At 57.9% G+C, this 14,340-nt stretch carries 12 protein-coding genes, 1 tRNA gene and 1 riboswitch; of the genes, 11 read left to right on the top strand and 2 right to left on the bottom strand.

Features of this window, described 5'->3' with window-relative positions:
* The first annotated feature begins 52 nt into the window (after positions 1 to 52).
* Positions 53 to 129, top strand: a tRNA-Met gene (locus tag ACQZ5G_RS09775).
* A 208-nt stretch (positions 130 to 337) separates the two neighbouring features.
* Entirely contained in the window at positions 338 to 2,146 is a 1,809-nt protein-coding gene (gene recQ / locus ACQZ5G_RS09770) for a DNA helicase RecQ (RefSeq protein WP_448737081.1), read from the top strand.
* 56 nt (positions 2,147 to 2,202) lie between these two features.
* Here the strand turns inward: recQ and ACQZ5G_RS09765 are convergent, their stop codons facing one another.
* A complete protein-coding gene (locus tag ACQZ5G_RS09765; RefSeq protein ID WP_003524278.1) occupies positions 2,203 to 3,435 on the bottom strand; it encodes an ROK family transcriptional regulator in 1,233 nt (410 codons plus the stop codon).
* A 264-nt stretch (positions 3,436 to 3,699) separates the two neighbouring features.
* On the opposite strand from ACQZ5G_RS09765, the gene ACQZ5G_RS09760 reads away from it, so the two are divergent.
* The 8 genes from ACQZ5G_RS09760 (at position 3,700) to nrdF (ending at position 11,907) form a co-directional block, all read left to right on the top strand.
* On the top strand, positions 3,700 to 4,722 hold the full coding sequence (locus tag ACQZ5G_RS09760; RefSeq protein ID WP_003524279.1) for a sugar ABC transporter substrate-binding protein: 1,023 nt from the start codon (positions 3,700 to 3,702) through the stop codon (positions 4,720 to 4,722).
* Between the two features lie 228 nt (positions 4,723 to 4,950).
* Positions 4,951 to 6,033, top strand: a complete 1,083-nt coding sequence (locus tag ACQZ5G_RS09755; RefSeq protein ID WP_003524280.1) for an ABC transporter permease — start codon at positions 4,951 to 4,953, stop codon at positions 6,031 to 6,033.
* On the top strand, positions 6,033 to 6,815 hold the full coding sequence (locus tag ACQZ5G_RS09750; RefSeq protein WP_003524281.1) for an ATP-binding cassette domain-containing protein: 783 nt from the start codon (positions 6,033 to 6,035) through the stop codon (positions 6,813 to 6,815). Before ACQZ5G_RS09755 ends, ACQZ5G_RS09750 begins: the two co-directional genes overlap by 1 nt.
* A complete protein-coding gene (locus tag ACQZ5G_RS09745) occupies positions 6,812 to 7,441 on the top strand; it encodes a nucleoside triphosphate hydrolase (RefSeq protein ID WP_448737082.1) in 630 nt (209 codons plus the stop codon). Before ACQZ5G_RS09750 ends, ACQZ5G_RS09745 begins: the two co-directional genes overlap by 4 nt.
* A gap of 133 nt (positions 7,442 to 7,574) precedes the next feature.
* A riboswitch (cobalamin riboswitch) is annotated at positions 7,575 to 7,798 on the top strand.
* Between the two features lie 311 nt (positions 7,799 to 8,109).
* A complete protein-coding gene (gene nrdH / locus ACQZ5G_RS09740) occupies positions 8,110 to 8,331 on the top strand; it encodes a glutaredoxin-like protein NrdH (protein WP_448737083.1) in 222 nt (73 codons plus the stop codon).
* Positions 8,332 to 8,343: 12 nt separating this feature from the next.
* Positions 8,344 to 8,742, top strand: a complete 399-nt coding sequence (nrdI, locus tag ACQZ5G_RS09735) for a class Ib ribonucleoside-diphosphate reductase assembly flavoprotein NrdI (RefSeq protein ID WP_020812691.1) — start codon at positions 8,344 to 8,346, stop codon at positions 8,740 to 8,742.
* Positions 8,730 to 10,916 carry a class 1b ribonucleoside-diphosphate reductase subunit alpha gene (gene nrdE / locus ACQZ5G_RS09730; protein WP_448737084.1) on the top strand — a complete coding sequence of 729 codons (2,187 nt, stop codon included), beginning with the start codon at positions 8,730 to 8,732 and terminating at the stop codon, positions 10,914 to 10,916. Before nrdI ends, nrdE begins: the two co-directional genes overlap by 13 nt.
* Positions 10,917 to 10,932: 16 nt before the next feature.
* Positions 10,933 to 11,907 (top strand): class 1b ribonucleoside-diphosphate reductase subunit beta, encoded by a 975-nt coding sequence (gene nrdF, locus ACQZ5G_RS09725; RefSeq protein WP_448737085.1) that lies wholly within the window; start codon positions 10,933 to 10,935, stop codon positions 11,905 to 11,907.
* Positions 11,908 to 11,937: 30 nt separating this feature from the next.
* Here nrdF and ACQZ5G_RS09720 read toward each other — a convergent pair whose 3' ends face one another.
* Positions 11,938 to 13,041 (bottom strand): alpha/beta hydrolase, encoded by a 1,104-nt coding sequence (locus tag ACQZ5G_RS09720; RefSeq protein WP_448737086.1) that lies wholly within the window; start codon positions 13,039 to 13,041, stop codon positions 11,938 to 11,940.
* A gap of 153 nt (positions 13,042 to 13,194) precedes the next feature.
* Here ACQZ5G_RS09720 and recF point away from each other — a divergent pair, with 153 nt between their 5' ends.
* Positions 13,195 to 14,322, top strand: coding sequence for a DNA replication/repair protein RecF (recF, locus tag ACQZ5G_RS09715; protein ID WP_003524291.1), 1,128 nt, complete (start codon positions 13,195 to 13,197; stop codon positions 14,320 to 14,322).
* Positions 14,323 to 14,340: the final 18 nt, after the last annotated feature.

Genomic DNA, 14,340 nt, shown 5'->3' with positions numbered 1-14,340 from the left:
CCAAATCAAGAGGCCGCAAATGCGGCCTTTGTGCTATAATAAAACCAGTCAACGCGGGGTGGAGCAGCCCGGTAGCTCGTCAGGCTCATAACCTGAAGGCCGCAGGTTCAAATCCTGCCCCCGCAACCAAATATCCAAAACAAAACCCCGTTGCACTCGCGACGGGGTTTGTTGTTTCTGGACTCATGATATCGGGCCCGCCGTCAGGGAAAAACTAGGCCGCTGATCACAAAGCCAATTCCACAATCTACTTCCATGAACAAAGCTATCTTCGGCATTGCCATCGCTCAGAAAACGGTGATGATGCGCCATCATTTCTGTTCGGATAAAGGCCGCCGTGACCGCTGATCCCTTGCATATCCTCAAGACCATCTATGGCTACGATGCATTCCGCGGGCGGCAGGCCGACATCATTCGGCATGTAATGGCGGGAAACAATGCCTTCGTTTTGATGCCGACGGGCGGTGGAAAGTCGCTTTGTTACCAGATCCCAGCGCTTGCGCGTGACGGCATGGGGTTGATCGTCTCGCCGCTCATCGCACTGATGGTTGATCAGGTCGCTGCCCTGCGTCAGGCCGGCGTGCGGGCCGAAGCTCTCAATTCCGATCTTTCCCCGGAAGAGCGGCGCGCGCTTTGGCGGGACATGCGGGCCGGCAAGGTCGATATTCTTTATGCCGCGCCGGAAACCCTGCTCAAGCCAGATGTCCTCGATGCGTTGCAATCCATCGACCTGTCGCTGATCGCGGTCGACGAGGCTCATTGTCTCTCTCAATGGGGACATGATTTCCGGCCGCCCTACCGCCAGCTAGACACGCTGATCGAGCGTTTTCCCGATACGCCGCGCATGGCGCTGACGGCGACGGCCGACGAGCCCACGCGCGCCGAAATTCTCGGTCACCTGGGGATTGAAGAGCACGATGCCTTCATTGCCGGGTTCGACCGTCCTAATATCCGCTATGCGATCATGGAGAAGGATAATCCGCGCGCGCAGCTGAAGCGCTTTTTGAAGGATCGCGACGGTGAGAGCGGTATCGTCTATTGCCTTTCCAAACGCAAAGTGGACGAAACGGCGGCATGGCTGCGGGAGGAGGGTCGCGATGCGCTACCCTATCACGCTGGCATGGATAAGGCCGCTCGTGAGGAAAACCAGACCCGTTTCCAGCACGGAGAGGCAGTCATCATTGTCGCGACTGTCGCCTTCGGCATGGGCATAGACAAGCCGGATGTGCGCTTCGTGGTTCATATCGACCTGCCCGGCAGCATCGAGGCCTATTATCAGGAAACGGGCCGAGCCGGTCGTGATGGTCTGCCATCGGACGTGCTCATGCTCTATGGCTATGAAGATATTGCCCTGCGCAATCGTTTCATCGAAGAATCGGATGCCGCGGACCAACGCAAATATATGGAGCGCCAGAAGCTCGATGCGCTGCTCGGCCTTGCAGAAACGGCCAGTTGCCGCCGGCAGGTTCTGCTCTCCTATTTCGGCGACCGGTGTGAGCCCTGCGGCAATTGCGATACCTGCGCCGAGCCGCCGGACCTGTTTGACGGGGCCATCGCCGCGCAGAAACTCCTGTCCTGTATTTATCGCACGGGTGAACGTTTCGGTCAGGCCTATGTCATCCGCGTATTGCTGGGTGTCGAGGACGAGCGGATTTCCCGCTTCGGACATGACCGCATCACCACCTACGGGATAGGCAAAGAGCACGACAACCGCACATGGCGCGCCATCCTGCGTCAGTTGGTTGCTTTACGCATGATTGAAGTGGACCTGTCCGGACATGGCGGCCTGTCCATCTCCGAGGATGGACGGCGGTTCCTGCGCGAAAAACCGGCATTGATGCTGAGGATACCATCCGCTCCCCGTTCCGCACGGCAACAGCCGCCCCGCAACACGGTATCGACGGCCTTGCCGGAATCCGATCGCAGTCTTTTTGAGGCGCTGCGTGCGAAGCGCATGGAAATTGCCCGGGCACAGAACGTTCCGCCCTATGTGATTTTCCACGACAAGACCCTCATAGAACTTGCAACGGCAAAACCGGCCTCGGCGAAGGAAATGGCTGGGATTCCCGGCGTCGGAGATACCAAGCTCGAGCGATACGGACCTGCCTTTCTGGCGGCGATCATGCAGCACGCCGCTGGCGAATGACCGGCGGATATCCAAATTAACAGCCGGGTAATAAAACCGCAGAGCGTTGTGAAGGCTCAGCCGGTCGTGTCCTTGAACAGAACGTTCTGATCGATGAGATAGCGCGAAAACAGGGGCAGGCTCGCGCCGCCGATTGCCCGCGCCTGGCTACCGACCGCGCCTTCGATGATGTCAGGCACCGTGACACCCTGCAGATCGTGGTGTTTAAGGGCAAGGCGGGTGGCGGCGACGATCCTTGTTCTGACCCAGTCGGGAAAACCGCCATCGATGATGACACTCGAAAAATCGATGATGGAGGCGGCGGCAATGACGGCCTGCGCCAGCGCCGCGGCGGTTTTCCTGATCCAGCTTTCCAGCGGCTCGCCGAAATCGATCCACTCGTCCGGAGAAAACCACAGGGGACGCGGATCGATGCCCTTTTCGCGCAGCATGTTTTCCAGAACGAAGATCGACGCGATTTTCAGAAGCTGGACGGTATTGCCGTCCTGCCCCTGCACCGGCAGGGGGCCGATGGCGCCGGCCGTTCCCGTCTTTCCGGAAAATAGCGCCGAATTCAAAACAACGCCGCCGCCTATGAAGGAGCCGATGAAGACGTAAAGAAAATCCGGATAGTGCTGGCCTGCGCCAAAAACCAGTTCGGCGCCGCAGGCGCTGGTCGCGTCGTTCTGCAGAAAAACCGGATAGCTGACATTTTCGGCAATTGCCGACCGGATATCGACGCCCCGCCATCTCTCCATTTCGATCTGTGGAGCGCCCACTTCCTGCGCCCAGTTCCACAATTCAAATGGAGCGGCGATGCCGACACCGGCAATTTTCTCCCGCTCGGCAGGGGAAAGCTTCGATTCGAGTTCTGTTATGCCGTCGATTACGAAGGGTAGTATCCATTCCGGAAGAGGGTAGGGATAGGTTCTGCGGAGCTTGAGCCTGATCCGGCCGACAAAATCCATCAGCACGAGATCGACGCTGCGTCGGCCGATCTTCACACCGAAAGAAAAGACGGCGTCGGGATTAAGCCGCATCGGCGTCGATGGCTGGCCGACTTTGCCGCGCAGTCTTTCACCGCGAATGAGAAGCCCGTCCTTTTCAAGCGAGCGCATGATGACCGAGACGGTCTGCGCTGAAAGGCCGCAAAGTCTTGATATCTCGGCTTTTGACAGTCCGCCGTGACGGCGAACGAGAGAGAGCACAAGCCGCTCATTATAAGCGCGCACTCCGATCTGGTTGGCGCCGCCGCTTATATCCATGGTGGTGGGCGGCGCCGGCGGCGCCGTCTCGACAGATTGTCTCATAGTGTCATCCTCCCGCCCGCCCTATCCGCCGCGACCGATACAGCAGGCTTTATGGCAATCTTGCTATCGCAACGTTAAACGACGCGGCGATATTCCTCCCTGCCGCATATTAGAATGCCATACGGAATTAATAATTCAATCGGATTTATTTATTGACAGGCGTTTCCTTTGGTGGTTCCATCTGAGCCAACGGTCGTCGATCTCGGAGGAGACGGGATCGTCGGGTAACCGTCACGGTGCTCAAATATCCATTGGGAGGATCTCATGAAGACCACTGTTTCCGCTCTTCTGGGCGCGCTTGCGCTTGGCGTTTCTTTCGCTTCCGTTGCGTCTGCGGCCGATACCTCGGTTTGCCTCATCACCAAAACCGATACCAATCCCTTTTTCGTCAAGATGAAAGAAGGCGCGACCGCCAAGGCTAAAGAACTTGGCGTGACGCTGAAATCCTATGCCGGCAAGATCGACGGCGATTCCGAAAGCCAGGTAGCCGCCATCGAGACCTGCATTGCCGATGGCGCCAAGGGTATCCTGATCACCGCATCGGACACCAAGGGCATCGTTCCCGCGGTGCAGAAGGCGCGTGACGCCGGTCTTCTGGTCATCGCCCTCGATACACCGCTCGAACCCGTTGATGCCGCTGATTCCACCTTCGCCACCGACAATCTTCTGGCTGGTGAGCTGATCGGCAAATGGGCTGCCGGCAGCCTCGGCGACAAGGCCAAGGATGCGAAGATCGCCTTCCTCAACCTCACCCCCTCCCAGCCGACGGTGGATGTGCTGCGTAACCAGGGCTTCATGAAGGGCTTTGGCATCGACGTGAAGGACATCAACAAGATCGGCGATGAAAACGATCCGCGCATCGTTGGCCATGATGTCACCAATGGTAACGAAGAAGGCGGCCGCGCGGCGATGGAAAATCTGCTGCAGAAGGACCCGACCATCAATGTCGTCCACACCATCAACGAACCTGCGGCAGCCGGCGCTTATGAGGCGCTGAAGGCGGTCGGCCGTGAAAAGGATGTTCTGATCGTTTCCGTCGATGGCGGTTGCCCGGGCGTCAAGAACGTGGCGGAAGGCGTGATCGGCGCGACCTCGCAGCAATATCCGCTGCTGATGGCGGCTCTCGGCGTCGAAGCCGTCAAGAAGTTTGCCGACACGGGTGAAAAGCCGAAGCCGACCGAAGGCAAGAACTTCGTCGATACCGGCGTGACGCTGGTAACCGACAAGCCGGTCAAGGGCCTCGACTCGATCGATACGAAGGAAGGTCTCAACAAGTGCTGGGGTTGATGCCTCACCGTTGAAACCCGCGGGGGCATTCGTGCCCCCGCCCTTGGACCAGAATGAATATCAGGCACGATCCGGGGGATCGGACAAAGGAACAAACGAGCGCGTCACGCGTCCTGCGGGGATGATATAGGCCGCTTCACAACACTTTGAAATCTACGCATCATTCTCTTTTGAGATAGACCCCGGTGTCAGGGCTGGTGCGATAGAGAGCGATCGGGAGGAAAATCCATGAGCGATCAGCCGGTGCGGGCTCAGCCGCATAATGAATTTGAAAAAGTGCTTTCGGGAAGTTCGACGCAGGTCGCCGCTTTCGATACGCACGACAAGAGCGTGCTGGAAAAACTGCAGCACTTTCTCCACTCCAGCCCGGCGGCCGTTCCGCTTATTGTTCTGGTGCTGTCGCTGATTGTTTTCGGCCTGCTTCTCGGTGGCAAGTTTTTCTCGGCCTTCACGCTGACCCTTATTTTGCAGCAGGTCGCCATCGTCGGTATTGTCGGCGCGGCGCAGTCGCTGGTTATCCTGACGGCGGGCATCGATCTGTCGGTTGGCGCGATCATGGTCCTGTCCTCCGTCATCATGGGACAGTTCACCTTCCGTTACGGCTTGCCGGCGGAACTCTCCATTCTCTGTGGCCTTGCCGTCGGCGCATTTTGCGGCTTCATCAACGGCATTCTGGTCTCGCGCATGCGCCTACCGCCCTTCATCGTCACGCTTGGTATGTGGCAGATCGTACTGGCGACCAACTTCCTCTATTCCGCAAACGAGACGATCCGAGCCCAGGATATCGCCCAGCAGGCGCCGATCCTGCAATTCTTCGGCGCCAATATCCGTGTCGGCAGCGCGGTTTTCACCTATGGCGTCATTGCCATGGTCCTGCTCGTCGCCCTGCTATGGTATGTGCTGAACCGCACCGCCTGGGGCCGCCATCTTTATGCTGTCGGTGACGATCCGGATGCCGCAGAACTTGCCGGTGTCAACGTCAAGCGCATGCTGACCACCGTTTACACGCTGTCCGGCCTCATCTGCGCCTTCGCTGGCTGGGCCCTCATCGGCCGTATCGGCTCGGTTTCGCCGACCGCCGGTCAATTCGCCAATATCGAATCCATCACTGCGGTGGTTATCGGCGGCCTGTCGCTGTTCGGTGGGCGCGGCTCCATCATGGGCATGATCTTCGGCGCCCTGATCGTCGGTGTCTTTTCGCTTGGCCTCAGGCTTATCGGAACAGACCCGCAATGGACCTATCTGTTGATCGGCGTCCTCATCATCATGGCTGTCGCAATCGACCAGTGGATCAGAAAGGTAGCAGGCTGATGGCAAAAGAACCCATTCTCACAGCACGCAATCTCGTCAAGCGCTATGGTCGTGTGACCGCCCTCGATCATGCCGATTTCGATCTCTATCCGGGCGAAATCCTGGCGGTGATCGGCGATAACGGCGCCGGCAAATCCTCTCTCATCAAGGCGATTTCCGGTGCGGTGACACCCGATGAAGGGGAAATCCGGCTGGAAGGCCAGCCCGTCCAGTTCCGCTCGCCGATCGAGGCGCGCAAGGCTGGCATCGAGACGGTCTATCAGAACCTCGCCCTGTCACCGGCGCTTTCCATAGCCGACAATATGTTTCTCGGCCGTGAAATCCGCAAACCCGGCATTCAGGGCAGCCTGTTCCGCGCCCTTGACCGCCCAGCCATGGAAAAATTCGCCCGGGAGAAACTGTCGGAACTCGGCCTGATGACGATCCAGAACATCAATCAGGCGGTGGAAACCCTCTCCGGCGGCCAGCGTCAGGGTGTGGCGGTGGCGCGTGCAGCGGCCTTCGGCTCCAAGGTCGTCATTCTTGACGAGCCGACGGCAGCACTCGGCGTGAAGGAAAGCCGGCGTGTTCTGGAGCTTATTCTGGATGTGCGCTCGAGAGGCCTGCCGATCGTTCTCATCTCGCATAACATGCCGCATGTGTTCGAGGTCGCGGATCGCATTCATATCCATCGGCTCGGCAAGCGTCTGTGCGTCATCAATCCGAAGGACTATTCCATGTCGGATGCGGTCGCCTTCATGACGGGCGCCAAGGAAGCGCCGAAGGAAACGCTTGCCGCATGACGCTGAAGCTTGAAACGATCGCCGGGGATGTTCTTCGGCGGGCAGAAGGTAAATCCCGTTTTATCGTCGCTATTGCCGGTCCCCCTGGGGCCGGCAAATCCACGCTGGCGGATGCCCTTTGTGATACTTTGCTCGCACGGGGCGAAACGGCCGCCGTCCTGCCCATGGATGGCTTCCATATGGACAATGGCATCCTTGAAGAGCGGGGGCTGCTGCCGCGAAAAGGCGCGCCGGAAACATTCGACGTGCGCGGTTTTCTCGATATCGTTTCCGCCGTCCGCAAGGGCGGGCAGGAGGTGCTTGTTCCGGTTTTCGACCGCTCCCGTGAAATCGCCATAGCGTCTGCCCGGGCGATTGCGCCGGAAACACGCTTTATCCTCGCTGAAGGCAATTATCTGCTGCTGGACGAGGCGCCGTGGACAACTCTTTCCAAAAGCTTCGACCTCACCATTTTTGTCGGGCCGTCCGTCGAGGTGCTGGAGGAGAGGCTGCGGAAAAGGTGGCAGGGCTACGGTCTCGACGAGGCTGATATCCACGCCAAACTTTTCGAAAACGATCTTCCGAACGGAAAAAGGGTGATCGAAAACGCCCGTCCCGCCGATATTCACATCGATATCTGGGAATAGATTAACGCTTTTCTCTGTTTGAGCGGCGGCACGCATGTGCCGTTAAGCCTTTGTTGACCATGTGTTGAATCTTTTTGATCCACAGGGTGGGGCTTTTGTGTGTCTATTTATTGACGCGAAAATTTCCTCATATACTATATGTGGTGTTCGAGGTTCTTCCGATTCGCAAGGATTGGGAGCTAAGACGGGAATTCGGTGCGTAACGCCTTTATGGCGGAGCAAGGCCGAAACTGCCCCCGCAACTGTAAGCGGTGAGCATCGTTCCGATTTGGGTCACTGGAGCCGAAAGCTTCGGGAAGGCCGGAATAGATGTTGTGACCCGCAAGTCAGGAGACCTGCCTTGAGCGCAAACGTCCACGGGCGGGGTGTCCGGAGGAAGGTGTATGACGCAAATGATTTGCGTGCGCCCTTTTCTGCCCCCTCCAGAACAAGCTTCGGGGTGAAGTCATGCCAGTGCATTTGTTTGAGTTGCTGCGCTCGTCGGCGTAGGGAATGATTTTACGCGGCTTGCAGCATCACCAGGAAAACCAGACCCGGTTTCCGTCCTGAATGCGAGAAGCCTTCCAAGGCCCTGCGCCTCACCTGAATGACAGAACCATCGCCGTCCGATTGCGATTGCAATCGGCAATGTTGAGCCGTGTCCGAAACCGGCTTCGAGAGAGGAAATTATGACCATCACCGTTTACAGCAAGCCCGCCTGCGTCCAATGCACCGCCACCTATCGCGCCCTCGACCGCATCGGCGTCCCCTATGAGATTGTCGATATTTCCGAAGATGCGGATGCGCTCGATCATGTCCGGGGCCTCGGCTACATGCAGGTGCCCGTCGTTGTTGCCGGTGAGCGCCATTGGGCGGGTTTCCGGCCGGATATGATCGGCTCGATCAGTTGAGGCGGCGGGGCGATGGGCCTGATCGTCTATTATTCCAGCCGCTCTGAAAACACCCATCGTTTCCTTCTGAAACTGGGACGGCGTCTGTTTCGCCTGCCGCTTGGCGTTGAGGAAGATGTTCCCCATGTGTCCGAGCCCTATGTGCTGGTCACCCCCACCTATGGGGGTGGTGGCACCAAAGGCGCCGTCCCGAAACCGGTCATCCGGTTTTTGAACGAGCCCTCCAACCGAAATCTCATTCGCGGCGTCATCGCGGCGGGAAACACGAATTTTGGCGCAGCTTTCGCATCCGCCGGAGATATCGTCTCGCGCAAATGCGCAGTGCCGTTTCTCTATCGCTTCGAGCTTCTCGGCACGGAGGAAGATGTCGCCAACGTCAAACATGGATTGGAACGATTTTGGACACGCTGACCTCGAGCGCCATTCGCAAGGACGTCAAACAGCCGGCAGCCGTAACCCAGAAACCGCTCGATGCGGCTCTGGACTACCACGCGCTGAACGCGATGCTGAACCTTTACGATGAGAACGGAAAGATCCAGCTAGACAAGGATCGCCTGGCTGCCCGGCAATATTTCCTCCAGCACGTCAACCAGAATACCGTCTTTTTCCATAACCTCAGGGAAAAGCTCGATTATCTGGTGACGGAGGGATATTACGAGCAGGAGGTACTGGATCAGTATTCCTTCAATTTCGTCCGCGATCTCTATGACGAAGCCTATGCCCGGAAATTCCGCTTCCCGACCTTTCTCGGCGCCTTCAAATATTACACCTCCTACACGCTGAAGACCTTCGACGGAAAACGTTATCTGGAGCGTTACGAGGATCGCGTCTGCATGGTGGCGCTGGCCCTTGCGCGTGGCGATGAGCAGCTTGCCCGCGATCTGGTCGATGAAATCATTTCAGGCCGCTTCCAGCCGGCAACGCCGACATTCCTCAACGCCGGCAAGAAGAGCCGTGGTGAACTGGTCTCGTGTTTTCTGCTGCGTGTGGAAGACAATATGGAAAGCATTGGTCGCTCTATCAATTCGGCGCTGCAGCTTTCCAAGCGCGGTGGCGGCGTGGCGCTGTCCTTAACCAATATTCGCGAATTCGGAGCGCCGATCAAACAGATCGAAAACCAGTCTTCCGGCGTTATTCCCGTCATGAAGCTATTGGAAGACAGCTTTTCCTACGCCAACCAGCTGGGTGCGCGTCAGGGTGCCGGCGCGGTCTATCTGCATGCCCACCACCCGGATATCATGCGCTTCCTCGATACCAAGCGCGAAAATGCCGACGAGAAAATCCGTATCAAGACCCTGTCGCTCGGTGTGGTGATTCCCGACATCACCTTTGAACTCGCCCGCAACAATGAGGATATGTACCTGTTCTCGCCCTATGATGTGGAGCGGGTCTATGGCGTGCCGTTGACCGAAATTTCGGTCACCGAAAAATACCAGGAAATGGTCGCCGATAGCCGCATCCGCAAAAAAAAGATCAAAGCGCGCGAATTCTTCCAGGTGATCGCCGAAATCCAGTTCGAGAGCGGCTATCCATACATCATGTTCGAAGATACGGTGAACCGCGCCAATCCGGTTGCCGGCCGCATCAGCATGAGCAATCTCTGCTCGGAAATCCTGCAGGTCAGCGAAGCGAGCGAGTTCAACGCCGATCTGTCCTATAGCCATATGGGCAAGGATATTTCCTGCAATCTCGGCTCGCTCAATATTGCTTCGGCGATGGATTCCGCCGATTTCGGCAAGACCATCGAGACCTCCATCCGGGCGCTGACGGCCGTGTCGGACATGAGCCATATTTCCTCCGTGCCCTCGGTGGAGAAGGGCAATGATGCCAGCCACGCCATCGGGCTTGGCCAGATGAACCTGCATGGTTATCTGGCGCGTGAGCGCATCTTCTACGGTTCCGAAGAAGGCATCGATTTCACCAATATTTATTTCTACACCGTCACCTATCACGCCATCCGCGCCAGCAACCGGTTGGCGGTGGAACGGGGCCAGAGCTTCAAGGGCTTTGAGAACTCCAAATATGCCTCAGGCGACTATTTCGACAAATATACCGACCGGGAATGGTTGCCCGCGACGGAAAAGGTCCGTGAGCTGTTCGAAAAAGCCGGCATCGCCATTCCAACGCAGGAAGACTGGACAGCGTTGAAGCAGGACGTGATGGCATCGGGTCTCTATAACCAGAACCTTCAGGCCGTACCGCCCACCGGTTCGATCTCCTATATCAACCACTCCACCTCTTCCATTCATCCGATCGTCTCGAAGATCGAAATCCGTAAAGAGGGCAAGATCGGTCGCGTTTATTACCCGGCTTCCTATCTCTCGAACGACAATCTCGAATATTATCAGGATGCCTACGAGATCGGTCCTGAAAAGATCATAGACACCTATGCGGCCGCGACCCAGCATGTCGACCAGGGCCTGTCGTTGACGCTGTTCTTCCGCGATACGGCAACGACACGCGATATCAATCGGGCGCAGATCTATGCCTGGAAGAAGGGCATCAAGACCATCTATTACATCCGTTTGCGCCAGATGGCGCTGGAAGGCACGCAGGTTCAGGGCTGCGTTTCCTGCACGCTCTGAATTGAGGGACAAGACAATGAACATCGCCGTAAAAACCGCGTCCCGCATCCGCGCGGTCAACTGGAACCGCATCGAGGACGACAAGGACCTCGAAGTCTGGAACCGCCTGACCTCGAATTTCTGGCTGCCGGAAAAGGTGCCGCTCTCCAACGACATCCCCTCCTGGGGAACGCTGAAGCCGGAAGAACAGAAACTGACAATCCGTGTCTTCACCGGCCTGACATTGCTCGACACCATCCAGAACGGTATCGGCGCGGTGCGCCTGATGGAGGATTCGGCAACGCCGCATGAGGAGGCGGTGCTTTCCAACATCTCCTTCATGGAGGCCGTGCACGCCCGCTCCTATTCATCGATTTTCTCAACGCTCTGCCTCACGCCCGATGTTGACGACGCCTATCGCTGGTCGGAGGAAAACGAATTCCTGCAGCGTAAATCCGCGCTCATCATGCGAGAATATGACAGCGGCGATCCGCTGAAAAAGAAGATCGCCAGCGTGTTTCTGGAAAGTTTCCTGTTCTATTCCGGCTTTTACCTGCCGATGTTCTGGTCAAGCCGCGCCAAGCTCACAAACACGGCGGATTTGATCCGCCTCATCATCCGTGATGAGGCCGTGCATGGTTATTATATCGGCTACAAGTTCCAGCGGGCGGTGGAGCGTCTCAGCGAAACGCAGAGACAGGAGATCAAGGATTTCGCCTTCGATCTCCTGCTCGAACTTTATGACAACGAGGCCAAATATACCGAAGACCTCTATGACGGCGTCGGTCTGACGGAGGACGTCAAGCAGTTCCTGCATTACAACGCCAACAAGGCCCTGATGAATCTGGGTTATGAGGCGCTGTTTCCGGCCGAGGCTTGCCGGGTCAATCCGGCGATCCTCTCGGCGCTCTCGCCCAATGCCGACGAGAACCACGACTTCTTCTCGGGCTCCGGCTCTTCCTATGTCATCGGCAAGGCGGTTGCGACCGAAGACGAAGACTGGGATTTCTGAAACCGGTTTGTTAGCAGGAACCCGCAAAAGCTATTGCGGGTTCACCACCTGGCTCGCAAGGCGGAAGGGGCTGGCGACGGTGGCGCCAATCGCATCGAAAACGAAGGCTCCGGCGCTGTTGATGTCACCCCCGCGCCTGCTTGCCTCAAGTTGCGGCACCATGGAGGCCAGCGCCGCATAGCGGTCGTGGTTGAGTGGGTCCGACGCCTTCAGGTTGGAGATGTCGACGAATTGCACACCCTCCTTGAGGGCGGCTTCCTGCACTTGGCGGTCGGTCACATCCAGCGCGCCAATACGGGTGACGTCGGCGCCAAGGATGGAAGAGGCTTTGAGCGCACGGTCATCCTTGGAAACGAGAACGGTGAGCGGTGGGCTGAGCCGGCCGACAACCTCGATCTGCTTGCGGAAGACATCGGCGTCAATATCGGGCGCAGCTAGCACCACCTGCAGCTTGGCGATGACATCGTTTCTGCCCTGGAAGCGCAATTGTCGCAGCGCTTCCATGACCAGCCAGCCGCCCATGCTGTGCCCGAACACGACGACGCTTTTTTTTGGGGTCTCCCGGGTGAGATCGATCAACATCGCGGCGAGCGCATCGCGTGAAAAGGTCGCGGACTCCTTGTCGGCCACATAGCCGGCGACAGAGGCCTGAGAGGGCCAGGAAAAGACCAGCGGAACGCCGTTCATATTGGCATCCGCCGCCATCTGCGCCGCGCGGAAAAGGGCTTCCTGATAGCTGTAATTATAGCCGTGTACAAAAAGTGCGATCTGCTTGCCGGAGCGGGCTATGTCGCCAAGATCGGCATTGAAGCGCGTCTTCGTCAGCATATCGGCCCTGGTAACGACGAAATTCTTTTTCGGGTCGGGCTTGCCGCTGGCCCATTCGATTTTCCCGCTTTTATGGGTGGGCGGAATGGAAATATCGAAACTGGCGTAGTTCGGCTCCATCGCCCGCGCCGTGCCGAAGCCCTTTTTCGCGTCCGTGCTTTTTTCCCGTGTGCTCGCCACGAAGGCGGTCACGATTTTCGTGTCGCGGGTCCTGGTGTTGACGGCTTCCAGCACATCCGCCCCCGGTCGGCCTGCGCAGGAGGAGAGAAGACCGAGAGTGAGAAAGAGAGAAAAGATCAGGCGCATGAATGGGCTACCGGTGATGAGGACCGGTTCATAAATAACCGGCGACTAAAAAAGTTGCTACTGAAGAATGAATTACACTCTAGCGGCGGTCTTCGGGTGCGGACGGACGTTCCCCACCTTGCTATCCGTCCATCTTCGTTTTAGGCCGTACACATGACGAACAAGGTGTCGCTTTTACGGCTGAAACTCACGGACTTCCGCAATTATGCGGCGGCTGCGCTCACGCTCGATGACCGCCATGTGGTGCTGACGGGCGACAATGGTTCCGGCAAGACCAATCTCCTGGAGGCCGTCTCCTTTCTCTCACCCGGAAGGGGCCTGCGCCGCGCCACCCTGTCTGATGTGACGCGGGTAGGGGCCGAAGCCACCGGTTTCTCGATCTTCGCCGATGTCGAGGGTATGGATGGCGAAGTCGCCATCGGTACGGGAATTGAAGGCGATGGCGAGGTGGTGTCGCGTCGCCTGAGACTGAATGGCACGCCGGTGAAATCCGTCGATGAACTGACCGACCATCTGCGGGTATTGTGGCTGACGCCGGCCATGGATGGCCTCTTTACCGGCTCGTCCTCGGACCGCCGGCGTTTCCTCGACCGGCTGGTTTTGTCGCTCGATCCCGCTCACGGAAGACGGGCAAGCGATTTCGAAAAGGCCATGCGCGGCCGTAACCGGCTACTTTCGGAAGGCCGCTTCGATCCGGTCTGGCTGGACGGCATCGAAAAACAGATGGCCGAACTCGGCATCTCCATGGCGATTGCGCGTTATGAAATGCTCGGCCTCTTGAAGAGCCTGATCGAGGGGCGGGCGGGCAATGCCGCTTTCCCTTCCGCGGCGCTTTCGCTCTCCGGTTTCATGGACGATGGGCTCAATCGTCCCGCCGTCGATCTGGAGGATGAATACAGGCTTATGTTGCGCGATGGCCGGTATCGTGATGCTGCTGCCGGCCGCACACTGGATGGGCCGCACCGCGTCGATCTGTTCGTGCGCCATGCGGAAAAGGACATGGAGGCCGAGCGCTGTTCAACCGGGGAACAGAAGGCGCTACTGGTGGGGCTGGTGCTTGCGCATGCGCAGCTAACGGCCAATATGACTGGTCATGCGCCGGTTCTGCTGCTGGACGAGATCGCCGCCCATCTGGATGAGGGCAGGCGGGCGGCTCTGTTCGATCTCATTCATGCGCTTGGCGGCCAGAGTTTTATGACCGGAACGGATACGGCGATGTTCTCCGCCCTCGGCGACAGGGCGCAATTCTTCAATGTATCCCACGGGAGCATCACCGCATGACGGCTAAGAGATGGAGGG

It is taken from the genome of Agrobacterium sp. 22-214-1, assembly GCF_053522465.1.
The sequence above is the reverse complement of the archived record's forward strand: the minus strand, read 5'-3'. Positions and strand labels throughout refer to the sequence as shown.

What these genes read in the sequence shown, in the direction of transcription:
- recF (WP_003524291.1), top strand. Translation starts at nt 13,195, where the DNA reads ATGACGAACAAGGTGTCGCTTTTACGGCTGAAACTCACGGACTTCCGC.
- nrdI (WP_020812691.1), top strand. Translation starts at nt 8,344, where the DNA reads ATGGGCCTGATCGTCTATTATTCCAGCCGCTCTGAAAACACCCATCGT.
- ACQZ5G_RS09750 (WP_003524281.1), top strand. Translation starts at nt 6,033, where the DNA reads ATGGCAAAAGAACCCATTCTCACAGCACGCAATCTCGTCAAGCGCTAT.
- ACQZ5G_RS09745 (WP_448737082.1), top strand. Translation starts at nt 6,812, where the DNA reads ATGACGCTGAAGCTTGAAACGATCGCCGGGGATGTTCTTCGGCGGGCA.
- ACQZ5G_RS09760 (WP_003524279.1), top strand. Translation starts at nt 3,700, where the DNA reads ATGAAGACCACTGTTTCCGCTCTTCTGGGCGCGCTTGCGCTTGGCGTT.
- ACQZ5G_RS09765 (WP_003524278.1), bottom strand. Translation starts at nt 3,435, where the DNA reads ATGAGACAATCTGTCGAGACGGCGCCGCCGGCGCCGCCCACCACCATG.
- ACQZ5G_RS09720 (WP_448737086.1), bottom strand. Translation starts at nt 13,041, where the DNA reads ATGCGCCTGATCTTTTCTCTCTTTCTCACTCTCGGTCTTCTCTCCTCC.
- nrdF (WP_448737085.1), top strand. Translation starts at nt 10,933, where the DNA reads ATGAACATCGCCGTAAAAACCGCGTCCCGCATCCGCGCGGTCAACTGG.
- nrdH (WP_448737083.1), top strand. Translation starts at nt 8,110, where the DNA reads ATGACCATCACCGTTTACAGCAAGCCCGCCTGCGTCCAATGCACCGCC.
- ACQZ5G_RS09755 (WP_003524280.1), top strand. Translation starts at nt 4,951, where the DNA reads ATGAGCGATCAGCCGGTGCGGGCTCAGCCGCATAATGAATTTGAAAAA.